Origin of the sequence: Bradyrhizobium stylosanthis, assembly GCF_001641335.1 — a bacterium.
Classification (GTDB): domain Bacteria; phylum Pseudomonadota; class Alphaproteobacteria; order Rhizobiales; family Xanthobacteraceae; genus Bradyrhizobium; species Bradyrhizobium stylosanthis.
The window spans coordinates 461,039-478,963 of sequence record NZ_LVEM01000005.1 but is presented as its reverse complement, the minus strand read 5'-3'; the positions used below and the strand labels follow the sequence as shown (position 1 = coordinate 478,963).

General features: G+C 66.3%; 20 protein-coding genes. 4 read left to right on the top strand and 16 right to left on the bottom strand.

The features are described 5' to 3' along the window. Positions 1–74 precede the first annotated feature (74 nt). Genes A7X65_RS33505 through phnG form a run of 9 tightly spaced genes read right to left on the bottom strand, consistent with a single transcriptional unit; the run spans position 75 to position 7,051 of the window. Positions 75–686 (bottom strand): pyridoxamine 5'-phosphate oxidase family protein, encoded by a 612-nt coding sequence (locus A7X65_RS33505; RefSeq protein WP_063693413.1) that lies wholly within the window; start codon positions 684–686, stop codon positions 75–77. A 27-nt stretch (positions 687–713) separates the two neighbouring features. Next, on the bottom strand, positions 714–1,310 hold the full coding sequence (phnN, locus tag A7X65_RS33500; protein ID WP_063693410.1) for a phosphonate metabolism protein/1,5-bisphosphokinase (PRPP-forming) PhnN: 597 nt from the start codon (positions 1,308–1,310) through the stop codon (positions 714–716). Continuing rightward, positions 1,307–2,464, bottom strand: a complete 1,158-nt coding sequence (locus A7X65_RS33495) for an alpha-D-ribose 1-methylphosphonate 5-triphosphate diphosphatase (RefSeq protein WP_063693407.1) — start codon at positions 2,462–2,464, stop codon at positions 1,307–1,309. The genes phnN and A7X65_RS33495 overlap by 4 nt, the downstream gene beginning before the upstream one ends. Positions 2,465–2,476: 12 nt before the next feature. After that, positions 2,477–3,175, bottom strand: coding sequence for a phosphonate C-P lyase system protein PhnL (phnL, locus tag A7X65_RS33490; protein ID WP_063693404.1), 699 nt, complete (start codon positions 3,173–3,175; stop codon positions 2,477–2,479). Positions 3,176–3,183: 8 nt separating this feature from the next. Further along, complete coding sequence (gene phnK, locus A7X65_RS33485; RefSeq protein WP_063693401.1) at positions 3,184–3,981, bottom strand: phosphonate C-P lyase system protein PhnK; 798 nt, start codon at positions 3,979–3,981, stop codon at positions 3,184–3,186. Beyond that, the gene (locus A7X65_RS33480; RefSeq protein ID WP_063693398.1) at positions 3,974–4,870 is read right to left on the bottom strand and encodes an alpha-D-ribose 1-methylphosphonate 5-phosphate C-P-lyase PhnJ; all 897 of its coding nucleotides are present in this window, start codon (positions 4,868–4,870) and stop codon (positions 3,974–3,976) included. Before A7X65_RS33480 ends, phnK begins: the two co-directional genes overlap by 8 nt. Continuing rightward, positions 4,867–5,970 carry a carbon-phosphorus lyase complex subunit gene (locus A7X65_RS33475; protein WP_063693395.1) on the bottom strand — a complete coding sequence of 368 codons (1,104 nt, stop codon included), beginning with the start codon at positions 5,968–5,970 and terminating at the stop codon, positions 4,867–4,869. Before A7X65_RS33475 ends, A7X65_RS33480 begins: the two co-directional genes overlap by 4 nt. 3 nt (positions 5,971–5,973) lie before the next feature. Further along, a complete protein-coding gene (gene phnH / locus A7X65_RS33470) occupies positions 5,974–6,582 on the bottom strand; it encodes a phosphonate C-P lyase system protein PhnH (protein ID WP_063693865.1) in 609 nt (202 codons plus the stop codon). Between the two features lie 4 nt (positions 6,583–6,586). Beyond that, positions 6,587–7,051: a phosphonate C-P lyase system protein PhnG gene (gene phnG, locus A7X65_RS33465; protein WP_082885147.1), complete on the bottom strand. Its 465-nt coding sequence runs from the start codon at positions 7,049–7,051 to the stop codon at positions 6,587–6,589. Positions 7,052–7,170: 119 nt separating this feature from the next. Here phnG and phnF point away from each other — a divergent pair, with 119 nt between their 5' ends. After that, positions 7,171–7,899: a phosphonate metabolism transcriptional regulator PhnF gene (phnF, locus tag A7X65_RS33460; protein ID WP_063693864.1), complete on the top strand. Its 729-nt coding sequence runs from the start codon at positions 7,171–7,173 to the stop codon at positions 7,897–7,899. A 123-nt stretch (positions 7,900–8,022) separates the two neighbouring features. Here the strand turns inward: phnF and phnE (A7X65_RS33455) are convergent, their stop codons facing one another. The 4 genes from phnE (A7X65_RS33455) to phnC all read right to left on the bottom strand — a co-directional run bounded on the left by phnE (A7X65_RS33455) (position 8,023) and on the right by phnC (position 11,640). Beyond that, positions 8,023–8,838: a phosphonate ABC transporter, permease protein PhnE gene (phnE, locus tag A7X65_RS33455; protein WP_430643785.1), complete on the bottom strand. Its 816-nt coding sequence runs from the start codon at positions 8,836–8,838 to the stop codon at positions 8,023–8,025. A 29-nt stretch (positions 8,839–8,867) separates the two neighbouring features. Next, entirely contained in the window at positions 8,868–9,752 is an 885-nt protein-coding gene (phnE, locus tag A7X65_RS33450) for a phosphonate ABC transporter, permease protein PhnE (RefSeq protein WP_063693386.1), read from the bottom strand. Between the two features lie 77 nt (positions 9,753–9,829). Continuing rightward, a complete protein-coding gene (gene phnD, locus A7X65_RS33445) occupies positions 9,830–10,765 on the bottom strand; it encodes a phosphonate ABC transporter substrate-binding protein (RefSeq protein ID WP_063693383.1) in 936 nt (311 codons plus the stop codon). Between the two features lie 65 nt (positions 10,766–10,830). After that, positions 10,831–11,640 (bottom strand): phosphonate ABC transporter ATP-binding protein, encoded by an 810-nt coding sequence (phnC, locus tag A7X65_RS33440; protein WP_063693381.1) that lies wholly within the window; start codon positions 11,638–11,640, stop codon positions 10,831–10,833. A gap of 176 nt (positions 11,641–11,816) precedes the next feature. Between phnC and A7X65_RS33435 the strand changes: the two genes are divergently transcribed. Genes A7X65_RS33435 through A7X65_RS33425 form a run of 3 tightly spaced genes read left to right on the top strand, consistent with a single transcriptional unit; the run spans position 11,817 to position 14,401 of the window. Further along, complete coding sequence (locus tag A7X65_RS33435) at positions 11,817–12,479, top strand: LbetaH domain-containing protein (RefSeq protein ID WP_063693378.1); 663 nt, start codon at positions 11,817–11,819, stop codon at positions 12,477–12,479. Then, entirely contained in the window at positions 12,476–13,669 is a 1,194-nt protein-coding gene (locus A7X65_RS33430) for an alpha-D-ribose 1-methylphosphonate 5-triphosphate diphosphatase (RefSeq protein ID WP_063693375.1), read from the top strand. Before A7X65_RS33435 ends, A7X65_RS33430 begins: the two co-directional genes overlap by 4 nt. Positions 13,670–13,687: 18 nt before the next feature. After that, positions 13,688–14,401: a DUF1045 domain-containing protein gene (locus tag A7X65_RS33425; RefSeq protein WP_063693372.1), complete on the top strand. Its 714-nt coding sequence runs from the start codon at positions 13,688–13,690 to the stop codon at positions 14,399–14,401. Here the strand turns inward: A7X65_RS33425 and A7X65_RS33420 are convergent. The 3 genes from A7X65_RS33420 to A7X65_RS33410 all read right to left on the bottom strand — a co-directional run bounded on the left by A7X65_RS33420 (position 14,379) and on the right by A7X65_RS33410 (position 17,777). Further along, complete coding sequence (locus A7X65_RS33420; protein WP_156528345.1) at positions 14,379–14,972, bottom strand: hypothetical protein; 594 nt, start codon at positions 14,970–14,972, stop codon at positions 14,379–14,381. The genes A7X65_RS33425 and A7X65_RS33420 overlap by 23 nt on opposite strands. An 83-nt stretch (positions 14,973–15,055) precedes the next feature. Then, on the bottom strand, positions 15,056–16,456 hold the full coding sequence (locus A7X65_RS33415; protein WP_063693366.1) for a selenium-binding protein SBP56-related protein: 1,401 nt from the start codon (positions 16,454–16,456) through the stop codon (positions 15,056–15,058). Positions 16,457–16,838: 382 nt separating this feature from the next. Then, positions 16,839–17,777, bottom strand: coding sequence for a dihydrodipicolinate synthase family protein (locus A7X65_RS33410; RefSeq protein ID WP_063693863.1), 939 nt, complete (start codon positions 17,775–17,777; stop codon positions 16,839–16,841). Between the last annotated feature and the right edge of the window lie 148 nt (positions 17,778–17,925).

Below are 17,925 nucleotides of genomic sequence, written 5' to 3'. Positions count from 1 at the left end.
GAGCGCTCGGAGAGGGCCCCTCACCCCGCCCTCTCCCCGCAAGAGCGGGGCGAGGGAGACGAGAGAGTGTTGGCTCACCACATCGTGGCCGCCGCGCGCTCCGGCCAGATGCGGTCGTACTCCGCGCCGCCGACCTTGTTCTGGCTCATCTCGGCGAGGATCTGGCCCGGCGTCGGCAGCGTCTTGGGGTCGACGCGCTTGTCGGGGTTCCAGAGGTCGGAGCGGACGATGGCGCGGGCGCACTGGAAGTAGATCTCGTCCACGTTCATCACCATCACGCTGCGCGGCGCCTTGCCCTCGACCTTGAACGAGTCGAGCAAGCCTGGATCGACCGAGAGATGCGCGCGGCCGTTGGCCCGCACCGCATTGCCCGAACCCGGGATCAGGAACATCAGCGACACCCTGGGGTCGCGCACGATGTTGCGCAGGGAATCGACGCGGTTGTTGCCGCGGCGGTCCGGCAGCATCAGCGTCTTGGGATCGTGGATGCGGACGAAGCCGGGAAGATCGCCGCGCGGCGAGCAGTCGATGCCCTCCGGCCCGATGGTGGCGAGCGCGGCAAACGGCGCCTTCTCGATGAATACGCGGTAGAGCGGGGTGACGTGGTCGGCGACTTTCACGGTCGAGGCGTCGTTGGTGGCGCCGTAGATGGCTTCAAGCTGCTCGACCGTTTCGATCACCGTCATTCCGCTCTCTCCTTGTTGTACCGACAGCTACTCCTGCCGGCCTTCATTCCTGATCACGCTTACGAGCTGGCGGCTGTGATGCTCCGCGCTGCCGGCATTGACGATGGTGATATCGGCGTGCGCCGACGCGTCATCGACGCTGCGCGACAGCCGCTCCGCGATGTTGCCGTCGCTTTGCCGAGCGCGCGCCGCAAGCCGCTGCGCCAGCACCTCCGGCGGCGCTGTGATCGCGACCACCACGACATTGGCATAGGCGTGACGCAACGCGGCAATCACGGTGCGCGAGACGTTGGCGACGACCGCACGGCCGGCACGGATGTCGTCGTTGATGTCGCTCGGCAAGGCGTAAGAATGTCCATGCGCCTCCCAGTGCACGGCGAAGTCGCCGTGCTCGCGCGAGCGGCGGAATTCGTCGGGGCTCACCGCGACATTGTCCTCGTCGGCGGAGGAGGCGCGCGTCACGATGCGGCGCGGGAAGACGGTATTGGGATCGTCGCTGCAGGCCGCCTGCGCGAGCCGCAGCAACGTGTCCTTGCCGGCGCCGCTCGGGCCGACCACGAGCACGAGACGGCCGGGGCCAATCGCGCCCGCCTCGTCCTGCGCCATGACCGCCGTCTCGCTCATGCGACGCGGTGTCCTTCGCGCCAGACGCTGCGGACCACGGGAACGGTGCCCGCGATGTGCACGCGGATCAGGTCGGCGCGCTTGCCGGTCGCGACCTCGCCGCGGTCGGTGAGGCCGACGGCCTGGGCGGGCGCCCTGGTCACGGTCTGAACCGCCGCCGGAAGGCTGATCGCAGGCACGTGCTCGGGCAGCTGCAGCGCGGCCATCAGCAGGCTCGACGGAATGTAGTCCGACGACAGGATGTCGAGCAGGCCTTCGCGGGCGAGATCGACCGCGGCGATATTGCCGGAATGCGAGCCGCCGCGCACGACGTTGGGCGCGCCCATCAGGATGCCGATGCCGGCCTGATGCAGGGCGCGTGCGGCCTCCAGCGTGGTCGGAAACTCTGCCACCGAAACGCCATCGCGCAGCGCGTCCGCGACGTTCTCCTCGGTGGTGTCGTCGTGGCTCGCGAGCGGAATTTTGTACTCATGCGCCAGCGCCACGATCTCGCGCATGTTGGCCGCAGCATAGAGCCTCTGATATTCGAAGCGCTTCGCGAACAGCTCGTCGAGCTCGGCGTCGGTCTTGCCGCCGCCCTTGCCGCGATAATAATCGCGCAGCTTGACCTCGTCGCGGAACTGGCGCTGGCCGGGCGTGTGGTCCATCAGCGACATCAGCTTGACGTCGGGGCGGTCGATCAGCTCCTTGGCCTCCTCGACCACGCTCGGCATCGGGATCTCGCAGCGCAGATGCAGGAAGTGGTCGGCGCGCAGCAGGCTGGCCTCGCGCGCGGTGGTGATCGCGGCGGCGAGCACGCCGGCGCGGCCATCGACCTCCTCGGCGCCGTCCTCGCGCCAGACCCGGAGCGAATCGAACACGGTGGTGATGCCTGAGGTGGCAAGCTGCCCGTCATAGGAGATCACGGCCGCGACCGGATTCCAGAACACTTTCGGGCGCGGCACGTAATGCGCTTCGAGATGGTCGGTGTGGAGCTCGATCAGGCCAGGCATGATCAAATCGCCGCCGGCATCCTCGGCACCCGCGGGCGCAGTCCCATCGCCGATCTCGGCAATGCGTCCGTCGGCAAGAGCAAGCCAGCCCTGCTCGATCACCCGGTCGGCCAGCACGATCCTGGCGTTGGCGATCACGGATTCCTTCGGCTTGGCGTTCATTTCCCTCTTCCTTCAGGCGGCGGCGGCAAAGCTGGTGACGTCGACGATACGATTGGTAATCAAATGACGGATTTCGTCGTCATGGACAATGGCGACCATGGCGACGCCCTGGCGTTTCTTCTCGGCGACCAGCTCGACCACCACGGCGCGGTTGGCGGCATCGAGCGAGGCGGTGGGCTCGTCCAGCAGCAGGATCGGCAGGTCCGAGATGAAGCCGCGCGCGATGTTGACGCGCTGCTGCTCGCCGCCGGAGAAGGTCGCGGGCGGAAGCTGCCAGAGCCGCTCGGGGATGTTGAGGCGATGCAGCAGCTCGCCGGCGCGCGCCTGGGCATCGGCCCGGCTCACACCGTTCACGATCAGCGGCTCGGCGACGACGTCGACGGTGGCGACCCGCGGCACGGCCCGCAGGAACTGGCTGACATAGCCGATGGTAGAGCGGCGGACGTTGAGCACCTGCCGCGGCTCGGCGGTCGCGAGATCGATCACCGCGCCGCGATGGCGGATGCCGATGCGGCCGCTATCGCAGCGATAGTTGCCGAAGATCATCTTCAGGATCGACGACTTGCCGGCGCCCGACGGCCCCGACAGCACGACGCATTCGCCCGGATTGACGTTGAACGTCACGCCGCTGACGACGGGCAGCTCGATGCCGCCCTGCAGGTGCATCGTGAAGGTCTTCTTCGCGTCGGTGACTTCGATCATGGCGGTCATCGGAGAACTCATGGCGGTAGAATCGAGGAGACGAGAAGCTGGGTATAAGGCTCGCGGGGATCGTCGAGCACCTGGTCGGTGAGACCGGTCTCAATGACGCGGCCGCCCTTCATCACCATCACGCGGTGCGACAGCAGGCGCGCCACCGCAAGATCGTGGGTGACGATGACGACGGCGAGGTTCAGCTCGGCGACGAGGCTGCGCAAGAGGTCGAGCAGGCGCGCCTGCACGGAGACATCGAGACCGCCGGTCGGCTCGTCCATGAACACCAGCCGCGGCTCGGTGACGAGGTTGCGGGCGATCTGGAGGCGCTGGCGCATGCCGCCGGAATAGGTGCGCGGCGCATCGTCGATGCGCGCTGTGTCGATCTCGACGCGGGTCAGCCAGTCGGACGCGGTGTCGCGGATGCGACCATAGTGATTCCAGCCCACCGCCATCAGGCGCTCGCCGACATTGGCACCGGCCGACACCGCCATACGCAAGCCCTGCGCGGGATCCTGGTGGACGAAGCCCCAGTCGGTGCGGAACAGGAAACGGCGCTCGGCTTCGCCCAGCGTCGTCAGATCGCGGGTGATGCCGTCGCGCATGCGATAGGAGACGTGGCCGGCGCTCGGGGTGAGCTGGCCCGACAGCATCTGCAGCAGCGTCGACTTGCCCGAGCCGGATTCGCCGACGATCGCCAGCACCTCGCCCGGATAGAGCGCGAACGACACGTCGCGGCAGGCGGCGATGCGGCCGAACGACTTGCTGAGCGCCTCCGCGACCAGCAGCGGCTCGTCGTTTTCGAGCGCGGCTTGATCAACCATTTGATTTCTCCTGCGCCTTCTCCTTGTACGGCGCGGCGCTGAGGCTGCCGTGATGGCCGGCGGCCTGACGGCCCTCGCAATAATCGGTGTCGGAGCAGACGAACATGCGGCCGCCCTTGTCGTCGGTGACGATCTCGTCGAGATAGGAATTCTCGGCACCGCACAGCGCACAGGGCGCGTTGAAGCGATAGGGCTCGAACGGGTGATCCTCGAAATCGAGCGACACAACTTGCGTATAGGGCGGGATCGCGTAGATGCGCTTCTCGCGGCCGGCGCCGAACAGCTGCAGCGCCGGGCAATTGTCCATCTTGGGGTTGTCGAATTTCGGCGTCGGCGACGGGTCCATCACGTAGCGGGCGTTCACCTTCACCGGATAGGCATAGGCGGTCGCGATGTGGCCGAAGCGCGCGATGTCCTCGTACAGCTTGACATGCATCAGGCCGTATTCGGCGAGCGCATGCATGCGCCGCGTCTCGGTCTCGCGCGGCTCGAGGAAACGCAGCGGCTCGGGGATCGGCACCTGATAGACCAGCACCTGGTTCGCGTGCAGCGCCGTCTCCGGGATGCGGTGGCGGGTCTGGATCACCGTTGCCTCGTCCGTCGCCGTCGTGGTGGCGACGCCGGCGGTCTTGGCGAAGAACTTGCGGATCGAGATCGCATTGGTGGTGTCGTCGGAGCCCTGGTCGATCACCTTCAGCACGTCCTGAGGACCGAGGATCGCGGCCGTGACCTGCACGCCGCCGGTGCCCCAGCCATAGGGCATCGGCATCTCGCGGCTGGCGAACGGCACCTGGTAGCCGGGGATCGCGATCGCCTTGAGGATCGCGCGGCGGATCATCCGCTTGGTCTGCTCGTCGAGATAAGCGAAGTTGTAGGCGGGCGCGTTCATTCCGCGGCCTCCTTCATGGCATCGGGCGCGTTGGCCTCGGCAAACTCCTTGCGCAGCTTGCGGAGCAGGCCGAGCTCGGACTGGAAGTCGACATAGTGCGGCAGCTTGAGGTGCTCGACGAAGCCGGTCGCCTGGACGTTGTCCGAATGCGACATCACGAATTCCTCGTCCTGCGCCGGCGCGAGCGCCTCTTCGCCGAGCTCGCGGGCGCGGAGCGCGCGATCGACCAGCGCCATCGACATCGTCTTGCGCTCGCTCTGGCCGAAGGCGAGGCCATAGCCGCGGGTGAAGCACGGCGCTTCGGTCGCAGAGCCCTTGAACTGGTTGACCATCTGGCACTCGGTGAGCTCGATCGCGCCGAGCGGCACGGCGAAGCCGACGTCCTCGGCGAGAAATTCGACCTCGACCTCGCCGAAGCGGATCTCGCCGACGAAGGGATGGTTGCGGCCATAGCCGCGCTGGGTGGAATAGCCCATCGCCAGCAGAAATCCCTCGTCGCCGCGCGCGAGATTCTGCAGGCGCAGGTCGCGGTCGGCCGGGAAGTTGAGGGGTTCGCGGGTGAGATCGCCGACGACGGCACCGTCCTCGGCCTGCGGCGATGATTCGATCAATCCGTCGCGGCCCAGAATGTCGGTGACGCGCGGGGTCGGCGCGGTGGAGGCTTCGGCCGTTGCCGGCGCCTCCGGCACGAATCCCTCGGCGAGTGAGGGATCGAGCAGGCGGTGCGTGTAGTCGAAGGTCGGACCCAGGATCTGTCCGCCGGGGATGTCCTTGAAGGTCGCCGACACGCGGCGCTCCACGCGCATCGCACCGGTGTCGACCGGCTCGCTGATGCCGAAGCGCGGCAGCGTGGCGCGGAAGGCGCGGACCAGGAAGATCGCCTCGATCAGATCGCCGCGCGCCTGCTTGATGGCGAGCGCCGCGAGCTCGCGGTCATAAAGCGACCCTTCGCTCATGACACGGTCCACGGCGAGGCCAAGTTGCTCCGAGATCTGGTCGAGCGAGACTTCCGCGACGCTCTGGTCGCCGCGCCGCTTGTGTGCGAGCTGGCGATGGGCATTCTCGATGGCGCGTTCGCCGCCTTTGACTGCGACATACATGCGTTAGCTTCCCTTGCTCACGACGCGAGTGGTGCGGGGGATCGCGACCACGGCGTCATCGGCGACCAGCACCACGTCGATGCCGCGCGGAAACAGTGCTTCGTTCATGCGCAGGCGCTCGAACAGGTCGAACGGCTTGATCGACGCCTGCAGCGTGGCGACCCCGTCGATGCCGGGGCCGCGCAGCTCGAAGCTGCGCCCCGCGGTCAGGCTGTCGACCTGGATGATCACCGTGGTCGAACGGTCCGGATATTCGCTGGAGCCGAGCGCAAAGCGCTCGAGCGGGGGCAGCGCACCGCCGTCGCTGACGAGCGCGAACGCGGCGATCGAGGAATCCTGCACGACCGGCGCGCCGGTGTGGAACTTCAGCCACTTCGTCACGTCGGAGCTTTCCGACATCCGCGCATCGAGCCAGAGCGGCGTGTCGTGGTCGAACAGCGTCAGCGCGATCGCGGCGGTGCCGCGCATCATCATGCCGGGCGCACCCGCCATCGGCACGATGCGCTGCACCGAGCCCGGCCGCGCCATCGCGTCCATGACCGAACGAAAGGTCGATTGCGCCGACAGCACCTTGTCGGCGAATCCCGGCGGCAATTCCGCAATGGTGGTCATGATCTCACCCTTCACCGCGCACCATGGTGTAGAAATCAACCTTCGTCGCGGCGGTCTCTGCCGCCGCCTGCTTCTGCCTGACCGTAAGCTGCTCGCGCAATGGCGCGATGACGTCGCGCTCGACGGCGGGGCCGAAATCACGCGACTGCACCAGCGCATCGCACAGCGCGATCAGCCGCGCCTTCTCACTGTCGCGCCCGAGCGTGTAGCCGAAGCCGACCTCACCGCTCGCGAGCCGCACCGCCGCGCGCGACACCGTGGCCTCGCCGAGATTGAACGGCGCGCCGTCGCCGCCGACCCGGCCGCGCAGCATGACGAGGCCGTTCTCCGGCGTGCGCAGGTCCTGATGGGCTGGAAGCGCAAGGTTGCGGAGGCGAGCGGCGATCTCGCCCGCCTCCGCGTGCGCCAGCACGGCCATGGCGGCCTTACGCTGGGCTTGCTGGGTATTGTGAGGGGTCACCGGATCCACCGCGTCTTTGACGAAACTTGCCGAACCGAAGTTGTCTATGATAATAGACAACTTCATAAGGGAGCGCCATGACTGTTTCGTGACAAAGGTGTGATTTCTGAGCTAGCTTGGCCGACGACATGAGCATGCAGGACACAGCCTCCTCGGGCGTCGCGCTATGGCGCCTCGTCGCCGACGGCATCGAGCGCGGCATTGCCGACGGCCGCTTTGCGGCCGGCGACAAGCTGCCGGGCGAGATGGAGATCGCCGAAACCTATCGCGTGAACCGCCACACCGTGCGGCGCGCGCTCGCAGCCCTTGCCGAGCGCGGCCTGGTGCGCGCCGAGCGCGGCAGCGGAACCTATGTCGAGGCGCAGAAGCTCGCCTATCCCTTGCGCTCGCGCACGCGCTTCTCCGAGATCGTCGGCGCAGACGGCCGCGAGCCGCATGGCCGGCTGATCGAGGCGACCGAGGACGTCGCGACCCGCGAGCTCGCACGCGAGCTTGGATTGAAGACCGGCGCGCCGCTGGTGCGGATCGAGGCGATTCGGCTGGCCGACCGCACGCCGATCTGCGTCTCCACGACGTGGGTGTCATCCGAATTGTTTCCGGGCGCAGGCGAGGTGTTTGCCGCGACGCGCTCGATGACGAAGCTGCTCGAGCATTACGGCGTGCGCGACTATCGCCGCGGCGCAACCCGCATCACCGCGGGCATCGTCGATGCGACCGATGCCGCGCGGCTCGATCTTCCGCTGGGACGGCCGATCCTGGTGGTCGATGCCACCGACCACGATCTCGAGGGCAAGCCGCTGGTGACCAAGCATTCGCGGTTTGCGGCGGAGCGCGTGGAGTTTCTGGTGGAGCCGTAGGCTCTCTCCACGAAACCCGTGCCGTAGGGTGGGCAAAGCCGCGCTTGCGCCGTGCCCACGATCTTTCTCAATTGCTAGAGGTGGTGGGCACGCTGCGCTTTGCCACCCTACGGCACTGTCCGCTCAGGCGATAGCTCGCCTGCCGATGATCGCAAACCGCAGCTTGCTCGAGATGAAATCGATCGCGGCGACGGCGACCAGGATCATCAGGATCAGGAACGACACCTTCTGCCATTCCAGCACACGGATCTGCTCGGCTAGCTGGAGGCCGATGCCGCCGGCGCCGACGATGCCGATGATGGTGGCCGAGCGTGTGTTGGACTCGATGAAATAGAGCACTTGGCCGGCGATGACGGGCAGCACCTGCGGCAGCAGGCCGAAGCGGATCTCGTGCAGCGCGCTGCCGCCGGAGGCGCGGATGCCTTCGACCTGCTTCTGGTCGGCCCCCTCGATCGCCTCCGAGAACAGCTTGCCGAAGGCGCCGAAATCCGACACGGCGATGGCAAGCACGCCGGCGAACGGCCCGAGGCCGACGACGTTGATCCACACCAGCGCCCAGATCAGCGTGTCGACGCCACGGATCGAATCGAGGAAGCGCCGCACGGGAAAGCGCAGTATCTGCGAGGGGATGATGTTGCGCGCAGCCAGCAGGCTGACAGGAAGCGCGAACACCGCGGCGAGCGTGGTGCCGAGCAGCGCGATCGAGAGCGTTTCGCCGAGCGCCTTCAGATAGATCGGCAGCGAGGAGCCGGGATCCGGCGGGATCATCATCAGGCTGATCCAGCCGAGCTGGCTGAGGCCTGCGAAGAACCGCGACGGTGAGAAATCGAGATCGACGAGGCCGTAGATCAGGATAGCGAGCGCCGCGACGATCATCGCCGGCATCGCGAGCCGTGCCGAGGCCGGCCGATCGAAAATGTCGGGGTAGCGCGCGCGCATCTCGCGCGGATCGACCTGCTGCGGCGTCGTCACGTCCGCGCCTCCTTGCCGAACAGGCGGCCGCGCAGCCAGCCGGTCGTGATGTCGATGATGAAGACCGTGACGACGATGGTGAGCAGGATGGCGCTGACGTCCGAATAGTAGAACTTGCGGATGGCGACGACGAGTTCCTGGCCGATGCCGCCGGCGCCGACAAAGCCCATCACGGAGGCTTCGCGGACGTTGATCTCGAAGCGGAGCAGCGCGTAGCTGGCATAGCCGGCCGTGACCTGCGGCACGATGGCGAAACGCATGCAGGACAGCCAGCTCGCCCCCGTCGAACGGATGCCTTCGACCGGCTTCATGTCGGCGTTCTCGACGATCTCGGAAAACAGCTTGCCAAGCGCGCCGGTGGAGTGGATCGCGATCGCGAGCACGCCGGCCATCGGCCCGAGCCCGAAGGCGATGACGAACACCAGCGCGAAGACGATGCCGGGAACTGTACGGGCGAATTCGAGCAGACGGCGCACGACGAAGCGCAGCCAGGGCGCGGGCGAAGTATTCTCGGCCGCGAAGAAGTTGAGAGCGAAGGCGAAGATCGCGCCGATCAGCGTGCCGACATAGGAGATCAGCAGCGTCTCGCCCAGCATCTTCAGCCATTTGCGCCAGCCCCAGAGCCACTCGCCGAAATCGGTCCAGACGCGCTGGCCGTTCTCGAGCGTGAGGATGCGGTCGAAATAGCTGACGAAGTTGCCGAAATGGGCGAACAGCGTGCGCAAGTTCACCTCGGCGCCGATCGCGGCGAGAAGCAGCGCAGCGGCGAAGATGACGGCGCCCAACAGCAGACGAAGCCGCCTGCGCGCCACCGCCTCGCGATAGGCGGCGTTGAGCGCGGCCAGCTGCTGCTCGGGGAGGATCGAAACCGCGACGGTCATGGGGTCAGCGTGAGTGGTCGTTCAAAAGAGAAAGAGCCGGGTCCGTCGACCCGGCTCGAGTAGCTCGTCCCGAAAACTCAGGACGCCTTCTTCTTACGCAGTGCGTCGACGAACTTGATCAGCTCGATCGTGCCATCCCAGTCCTTGGTGGTGGCGTGATTAAAGCCCTTCTTCTGACCGTCCTGGAGGCGATCGAACGCCACTTTGTCCTTCGCCGGCGCGTCGAAAAAGGCCTTCGCGATGGCGGCCTTGGCGTCATCCGGCAGGTCGGAGTTGTAGGCGTAGGGGCCGTTGATGATCGGCGCCGACTTGTGGATGATACGGAAGTCGTCCTTCTTCATCGCCGAGCCGTCGGCATTCTTCAGCATGCCCTTGGTCAGCATCTGCGCCAGCGTCGAATCGTCATCGGTGGTCCACTGGTTGGCGGCGACATCGACCGTGCCCTGCGCGAGCGCCAGCATCGCGTTCTCGTGGCTGCCGGTGAAGACGACCTTGCTGAAATAGGTGTCGGCATCCGGGATGCCCATCTTGTCGAGCTCGAAGCGCGGCACGTTGTTGCCGGAGGTCGAGTTCGGATCGACCAGGCCGAGGTTCTTGCCCTTGAGGTCGTCGATCTTCTTGTAGGCGCTGTTCGCCTTGACGAAGAACACCGAGTAGTAGCCGGTCGAGCCGTCGGCGTTGATGTCGTTGGCGAAGGCGTCGGTCTTGACGCCGGTCAGGCGGGCGCGGGCGAACGAGGCCGAGCCGTAGCTGGCGATATGGATGTTGCCGGCGCGCTGGCCTTCGATGACAGCGGCGTAGTCGTTGGCAATGCGCAGCGTGACCTTCACACCCAATTCCTTGGAGAGATAGCTCATGAACGGCGCCCAGCGCTCGGTGACGCCGGAGGCGTTCTCGGCCGGGACGACCGCGAAGGTCAGCTCGGGATACTTTGCTTTCCAGTCGTCCGCCGAGGCGGCGGTGGTGAAGGCGAGCGCGGCGGCGCCGGCAAGAACGAGTCTGCGAGTGATCATGATACCCTCTTCATCGGTTGGGGTCGGTTGACGCAAATCTGGCAACTGAACTGGTGCGACGCGGCTCAGGCGGCCGCGGCGGTTCCGAGCGCCGGCACGCCCTCGGGCGCCGGGACAGGCAGGCCACCCATGACGTCGGCGGCTTCGAGGTCGTAGAGCTCGCGCGCGACATGGTCGGTCAACGCGGACGGCGCGCCATCAAACACCACGCGGCCGGCGGCCATGCCGATCAGGCGGTCGCAATAGCTGCGGGCGAGATCGAGCGAATGCAGGTTGCAGAGCACGGTGATGCCGAAATGCTTGTTGATGCGCAGCAGCGCATCCATCACGATCTTGGTGTTGCGCGGATCGAGCGAGGCGATCGGCTCGTCGGCGAGGATGATGTCGGGCTGCTGCACCAAGGCACGGGCGATCGCGACGCGCTGCTGCTGGCCGCCGGAGAGCTGGTCGGCGCGCTGGGCGGCGAGCGAGGCGATGTCGAACTGCTCGAGCGCCGACATCGCCAGCGCCTTGTCCTGTTCGGGCCAGGTCTGCGTCAGCGAGCGCCAGGCCGGCATGGTCGCCAGGCGTCCCATCAGCACGTTGGTCAGCACATCGAGGCGGCCGACCAGGTTGAACTGCTGAAAGATCATCGCCGAGCGCGCGCGCCACTGGCGCAATTCCTTGCCGCGCAGCGCGGTGACGTCGAGGCCGTCGAACAGGATACGACCCTGCGTCGGCGTCGCGAGGCGATTGATCATGCGCAGCATGGTCGACTTGCCAGCGCCGGATCGTCCGATCACACCGACGAACCCGCCGGGGGACACTTGAAACGAAGCGTCGTCCACCGCCGCTTTTGCGCCAAAGCGGCACGTCAGACCTTCAACCACCAGCATGCAAGGCTCCAGAGTAGCTGGAGCCAACCGCTAACGCCGACGCTTGACACTTGTGTGACACACGCGTTGCGGTGCGGCGATCCTACACACCTCATCCCCTGTCATCGCCATGTCATGACATTGTCATCGAGCCACTCGAAGAGGATGGCCCGCCCCTCGAAACTACGGACGCAAATATGGCCGGCAAGGTGCTTTCAGTCCAACCGACCATCGACGCTTCCGCGAAGCTTCATGAGACCCGGCTCGGCGCCTACACCGAGGTCGGCGCGCGCACCATCCTGCACGAGGTCACGATGGGCGATTACTCCTATGTCGTGAACGACGCCCAGATCACCTACACCACGATCGGGAAGTTCTGCTCGATCGCGGCGATGACGCGCATCAACCCGGGCAATCACCCGATGCACCGCGCGACGCAGGCCCACTTCACCTATCGCTCCAGCGCCTACTTCCCGGGCGAGGGCGACGACACCGAGTTCTTCGACTGGCGGCGCCAGCACCACGTCCATATCGGCCATGACGTCTGGATCGGTCACGGCGCGGTCGTGCTGCCGGGCCGCAACATCGGCACCGGCGCCGTCATCGCGGCCGGCGCCATCGTCACCAAGGACGTGCCCGCCTATACCATCGTCGCCGGCAATCCGGCGCGGATCGTGCGGCGGAGGTTCTCGGAAGACATCGCCGGACGGCTTGCGCGGCTCGCCTGGTGGGACTGGGATCACGACAAATTGCGTGAAGCCCTGCCCCATTTTCGCAAGCTCGGGATTGAAGATTTCCTCGCCACATATGAAGCACGGACGGCTTCCCCTCGCACCAGCAAGAAAAGCGCCATCGCGTGACAGACATTTTCCTTGAAGGCGGCCGGGCCCTGATCGGCACCGAGATCGTCGAAGCCTCCCTGAGCGTGTCCGGAACTGACATCGTGGACATCGGCGGCTCGCGCGGCCGGGCGCGGCTGGCGATCGATGCGCGCAACCTGCTGGTCCTGCCCGGCATCGTCGATCTGCACGGCGATGCCTTCGAGCGACAGATGATGCCGCGCGCCGGCGTCGACTTCCCGATCGACGTCGCGCTCGCCGACAGCGATCGCCAGGCGATCAGCAACGGCATCACCACGGTGTTCCACGCCACGACCTGCTCGTGGGAGCCGGGCCTGCGCAGCGCCGGCAATGCGCGCGGCCTGATGGAGGCGATCGAGCGGCAGCGCCCGCAATTCGCCGCCGATACCCGCTTCCACCTGCGGCACGAGACCTACAATCTCGACGCCGAGGACGAGATCGCGCAATGGCTCGGCGAGGGCCGTGTCGACCTGTTCGCCTTCAACGACCACATGGACGGCACCGTCGCCGACATGGCCAAGCCGCGCAAGCGCAACCGCATGGTGGAGCGCACGGGGCTGTCGTCCGAGGATTTCGACGGCCTGGTCGATCGGGTCATCTCGCGCGCCGCTGACGTGCCGGCTTCGGTGTCGAGGCTGGCCGCGGCTGCCCGCGCCGCCGAGGTGCGGATGCTGTCGCATGACGATGCGACGCCGGCGATGCGGCAGGAATTCCGCGAGCTCGGTGCCGGCATCGCGGAGTTTCCGATCAACGAGGAAACCGCGCGCGCTGCCGCGAACCACGGCGATGCCATCGTCTATGGCGCGCCGAACGTCGTGCGCGGCGGCAGCCACACCGGCTGGACCAAGGCGTCCGACATGATCGCCAAGGGGCTCTGCTCGGTGCTGGCGTCGGACTATTACTATCCCGCGCAGCTGCTCGCCGCCTTCCGCCTCGCCGCCGACGGCGTGGTGCCGCTGACCGCGGCCTGGGATCTGGTCTCCGCCGGGCCCGCCCGCGCGACCGGCCTGACCGATCGCGGCATCCTTGCGCAAGGCCGCCGCGCCGACATCCTGCTGGTCGACGATACCATGCCCCTGCGCCCGCGCCTGATTGCCGTGATCTCGGGCGGCAAGCTCGTGCATCTCACCGATGCCTCGCGGTTGCTCGCGGCGGTGACGGCGCCGCGCGAGGCTGTCGTCGCCGCATAAATTGGTTATGCTGAGACGATGACAGGTTTTCCCCGTTACGCGATCTATTTTGCCGCAGGCAGCGACAGCCGCCTCTCCCGCTTCGGCGCCGAGCTGCTCGGCTATGATGCCTATACCGGCGACGAGCTTTCGTTTCCGAAGGACGCGCTGCATGTCGCGCCGGACTGGCGCGACGTCACCAGCGATCCCCGCAAATACGGCTTTCACGGCACGTTGAAGGCGCCGATGGCGGCCTCGCCCGGGACGACCGAAGCCGACCTGATCGGAGCCTGCACGGCATTCGCGGCCAAGGCGCGGCCCATTCCGGTGATCCGCCCCATCGTCGATTCCATCAGCGGCTTCATCGCCGTCATTCCGGCGGAGCCGGTCGATGCGCTGCAACAGCTCGCCGCCGATTGCGTCCGCGATTTCGACGCTTTCCGTGCGCCGCTGACGGCGGACGATCGCGCGCGGCGCAAGCCGGAGAAGCTGAGCGAGCGGCAGCGCGACTATCTCGACCGCTGGGGCTACCCTTACGTGATGGAGGAATTCCGCTTCCACATGACGCTGACGGGGCGGCTGGATGCGGAGCGGCGCGGCCCGATCCTGGAGATGCTGCGGGCGCGGTTTGCGGCGCTGAAGCTCGATACGCTCACAGTCGACCGCATCACGCTGTTCAAGCAGGACGACGCCAAGGCGCGCTTTCGCATCATCGGCGAGTGGGCTCTCCTCAGCGCCAGCTCACGAGATTGAAGGCGAGCGCCACCGCGCCGACCACAACGAGGCTGGTCGCCCAGACGGCATCGAGATTGAACCAGCTTCGCGAGACGAACTTCAATCCGAGATGGCGGTAGACCAGCCACGCCAGACATCCGCCGGCGCCGACCATGGCAGTGACGTGAACCAGCGACACCAGCACCGCCATTCCGAGATTTGCCTGCATCAGAGCGCCTGCCGCCTCATGGCCGGCATCGAGCTCGAAAGCCTGGCAGAGCCCGAGATAGATCGGCACGAGCATCAGGGCGGCACCGTGAGCAATTGCGACGGCAAACGACCAGAGCGCCAATTGCGTCGGCGGAATTCGGGCCAGCGCGCGTGGATGGCGGCGGTCGATCAGCCGATAGACGCCGAAGCCGATGACGAGAAGGCTCGCACCGATCTGGATCGGACGCTGCCACTCGGCCAGCACGAGCAGGAACGCGAACGGCAGCAGCACGAGAAGTGTTGCCAGGAGATGTCCGGCCGCCAGGGCCCACAATGCGCGGAAGAGCGCGCGCGGGCTCTTGTCCAGGAGCCCGGCGGAAACGGCGAGCGGCCATCCCATTCCCGGATTGATCCCGTGATAGAGACCGCTCGCAACAAGCGCGAGCCACAGCAAGCCAAGCGCCGGGCTCGCATGCGTCCCATCTAGACCGACGGGTAGCAAAACGAGTCGGTCGAACAATCACCGCCCTCGAGCCTGATCTGATGCGCACGATATCCGTCGGGGAAGCTCACGAAGTAGTTTTTGTCGAGCTCGAGGCCGCCGTTGCGACCGACATTGGCCATGACCTCCACGCCCGGAACCCCCTCGGGATAGAACTGGTCGTCCCAGGTGGAGTAGAGCGAATTGGTCCAATACACGCGTCTGCCGTCGCGGCTGATCTCGACCATCTGCGGGCCTGCCGCAAAGGCCTTGCCGTTCGGATGGGGCGTGCGGCGCGCGATGCCGCCGATGTGGACCGAGCCCGCCAGCTTCGGCTTGCGGGGATCACTGACGTCGTACTGGCGCATCTCGCCCGTGCCCCAGCACGAGACATAGAGAAACCGGTCGTCCATCGACAGGTCGATGTCCGTCACCAGCGGCGGCACGGCGCCGAATCCCTGCAGCAGCGGCGGCAGCTTCTCCTTTGGTGCGGGTTCGGGAGGGATCGTGGCGGTCTTTTCGGCATGGAATTTTCCACCCTCGCGCCACCAGGTCCAGATCGATGCTTCGAGGTTGGTGGTGTCGACCACGACGCCGACGAAGCCGTACTCGCGAACGGGATCGTGCGCCGGCCGCACCTCCAGCGCCATCTGATGATTGGCGCCGAGATCGATGGTCTGGACGTTGCGACGGGCGCGAAGGTCCCAGAAGTGGAGATGATGACCATATTTGTTCGCAAGCAGATCTTCCGGGACGATCCCGTTCTCGAACTGCGGCGGCAGCGCCCATTCGCTGGTCACCATGTAATCGCGCGGCAGGTTCCACCAGAAATCATAGTGCCGTGTCTGCGGGCCGCGGTCGATCTCCCATCGTCCGAGGACCTCGAAGGTCTCGCAATCCATGATGAAGACGCCTGGCGGTCCGTTGGTGCCGTCTTTGCCGCCACCGCCCAGCGTGCTCACATAGATGCCGTCGGGCCCGCAATGGATGGTGTGCGGCCGCGAATAGCCGGTCTTCTTGAAGACCTCCTCCGGTTCGATGATCTTGTGGATCTTCGCTTTCGTCGGATCCGGCTTGGTATCGATGATGTAGATCCGCGACGAACGCAGCCCGGGGATGATGAGATAGCGCCGCTCGACGAAGGCGTGTCCGGCGAGCGGCGACAGCGCGGAGGAGCAGGCATTCCAGCCGAAATGATGAGACTCGTCGCCCTTGTTGGGCATCGTCACGGTGTGGACGATCTGGCTATAGGTCGGCGATCCCGGCTTGACGTCGATGACCGCGAGAGCATCCGGCTTTGAGAAATCCGGACTGAGCAGCAACGTGTAGGCAAAGTTCTCCGCAGGCGCTTCCATCGCAAGCTTGGGCGATGCGTGAAAGGTCGGATCCGGCCTCATCGTCATGGCACTGCCTCCCTGTTCTGTCGGTTCGCTCCAACCTGGCTCGGGATAACGGCATAATGAAGAGGTGTTACGCGATGTCTTGAGATGCTCCGCAGGGCCGGTTGGCGGACGTACAATAGGTCATCGCGGGCCTGCGGGAAACTGGCGGAATCGCGCCAATTCGACGCCGTCGGCCGAAATGCGGACCGGCGGGATAGGTGGAACGCGCGCGCGTCACATTCAGTGTCGTCCCGGCGAAGGCCGGGACCCAGAGCCACAGGATGTTCTTTGGCGAAGACTCGGAGTTACCAGTTCACTCCATAACCACTCCCTGGGGTTATGGGTCCCGGCTTTCGCCGGGACGACACCGGAAAATCCAACAACAGCTCTCGTAGGGTGGACGCTACTTCCCCCAGCGCAGCGCCAGCGCATCGCGCTCCTTGGCGAGCTCCAATAGCCCGGCGCGCGTCGCCGGGTGCAGCGGCTGCAAGGGATGGCGCACGGCTTCCGACTTGATCACGCCGCCGGCCTGCATCATCGCCTTGCAGGCGATCAGGCCGCATTGGCGGTTTTCGTAGTTGATCAGCGGCAGCCAGCGCTCATAGGCGGCCTTCGCCTTCTCCCGGTCGCCGGCGAAATAGGGATCGATGATCTGGCGGATGCCGTCGGGATAGCCGCCGCCGGTCATGGCGCCGGTGGCGCCCGCATCGAGATCGGCGAGCAGCGTGATGGCTTCCTCGCCGTCCCACGGACCCTCGATGTCCTTGCCGCCCGCCTCGATCAGGCTGCGCAGCTTCGAGGCCGCGCCCGGCACCTCGATCTTGAAATAACGGATGTTGGCGAGCTCGCGCGCCAGCCGCGCCAGCAGCTCGACCGACAGCGGCGTGCCCGCCACCGGCGCATCCTGGATCATGATCGGAATATTGATCGCGCCGGAGAGCACCTTGAAGAATTCGACGATGCCCTTCTCGGGCACGCGGAAGGTCGCGCCGTGATAGGGCGGCATCACCATCACCATGGCCGCGCCGGCGGCCTCGGCCTGCTTGCTGCGCGCGGCGCAGACGGCCGAGCTGAAATGCGTGGTGGTGACGATCACGGGAACCCGGCCCGCGACATGCTCCAGCACCGCATGCATCACCGTCTCGCGCTCGGCGTCGGTGAGCACGAACTGCTCGGAGAAATTGGCGAGAATGCAGAGGCCGTGCGAGCCGGCGTCGATCATGAAATCGATGCAGCGGCGCTGGCCTTCGAGGTCGAGCTCGCCGCGCTCGTCGAAGATGGTGGGCGCGACCGGGAACACGCCGCGATAGGGGCGCTGGGCCTTGTGGGGGGTGACCGGCATCGAACTCTCCATCCCTGATGTGGCTTAAACGTCTGCTGCCGCGTGACGCGGCGGCACAGATGTAGCCGCCGCGCGCGGTGGCGGCAATGCCCGCGCGACGTCGGGTGGAGAACGCGGAGCTATCACATGTGAGGCGCGGCGGAGAGCT

Coding starts and splice junctions, on each gene's coding strand:
- A7X65_RS33505 (WP_063693413.1), bottom strand. CDS start 686: ATGACGGTGATCGAAACGGTCGAGCAGCTTGAAGCCATCTACGGCGCC.
- phnN (WP_063693410.1), bottom strand. CDS start 1,310: ATGAGCGAGACGGCGGTCATGGCGCAGGACGAGGCGGGCGCGATTGGC.
- A7X65_RS33495 (WP_063693407.1), bottom strand. CDS start 2,464: ATGAACGCCAAGCCGAAGGAATCCGTGATCGCCAACGCCAGGATCGTG.
- phnL (WP_063693404.1), bottom strand. CDS start 3,175: ATGACCGCCATGATCGAAGTCACCGACGCGAAGAAGACCTTCACGATG.
- phnK (WP_063693401.1), bottom strand. CDS start 3,981: ATGGTTGATCAAGCCGCGCTCGAAAACGACGAGCCGCTGCTGGTCGCG.
- A7X65_RS33480 (WP_063693398.1), bottom strand. CDS start 4,870: ATGAACGCGCCCGCCTACAACTTCGCTTATCTCGACGAGCAGACCAAG.
- A7X65_RS33475 (WP_063693395.1), bottom strand. CDS start 5,970: ATGTATGTCGCAGTCAAAGGCGGCGAACGCGCCATCGAGAATGCCCAT.
- phnH (WP_063693865.1), bottom strand. CDS start 6,582: ATGACCACCATTGCGGAATTGCCGCCGGGATTCGCCGACAAGGTGCTG.
- phnF (WP_063693864.1), top strand. CDS start 7,171: ATGAGCATGCAGGACACAGCCTCCTCGGGCGTCGCGCTATGGCGCCTC.
- phnE (WP_430643785.1), bottom strand. CDS start 8,838: ATGCGCGCGCGCTACCCCGACATTTTCGATCGGCCGGCCTCGGCACGG.
- phnE (WP_063693386.1), bottom strand. CDS start 9,752: ATGACCGTCGCGGTTTCGATCCTCCCCGAGCAGCAGCTGGCCGCGCTC.
- phnD (WP_063693383.1), bottom strand. CDS start 10,765: ATGATCACTCGCAGACTCGTTCTTGCCGGCGCCGCCGCGCTCGCCTTC.
- phnC (WP_063693381.1), bottom strand. CDS start 11,640: ATGCTGGTGGTTGAAGGTCTGACGTGCCGCTTTGGCGCAAAAGCGGCG.
- A7X65_RS33435 (WP_063693378.1), top strand. CDS start 11,817: ATGGCCGGCAAGGTGCTTTCAGTCCAACCGACCATCGACGCTTCCGCG.
- A7X65_RS33425 (WP_063693372.1), top strand. CDS start 13,688: ATGACAGGTTTTCCCCGTTACGCGATCTATTTTGCCGCAGGCAGCGAC.
- A7X65_RS33420 (WP_156528345.1), bottom strand. CDS start 14,972: ATGGGATGGCCGCTCGCCGTTTCCGCCGGGCTCCTGGACAAGAGCCCG.
- A7X65_RS33415 (WP_063693366.1), bottom strand. CDS start 16,456: ATGACGATGAGGCCGGATCCGACCTTTCACGCATCGCCCAAGCTTGCG.
- A7X65_RS33410 (WP_063693863.1), bottom strand. CDS start 17,777: ATGCCGGTCACCCCCCACAAGGCCCAGCGCCCCTATCGCGGCGTGTTC.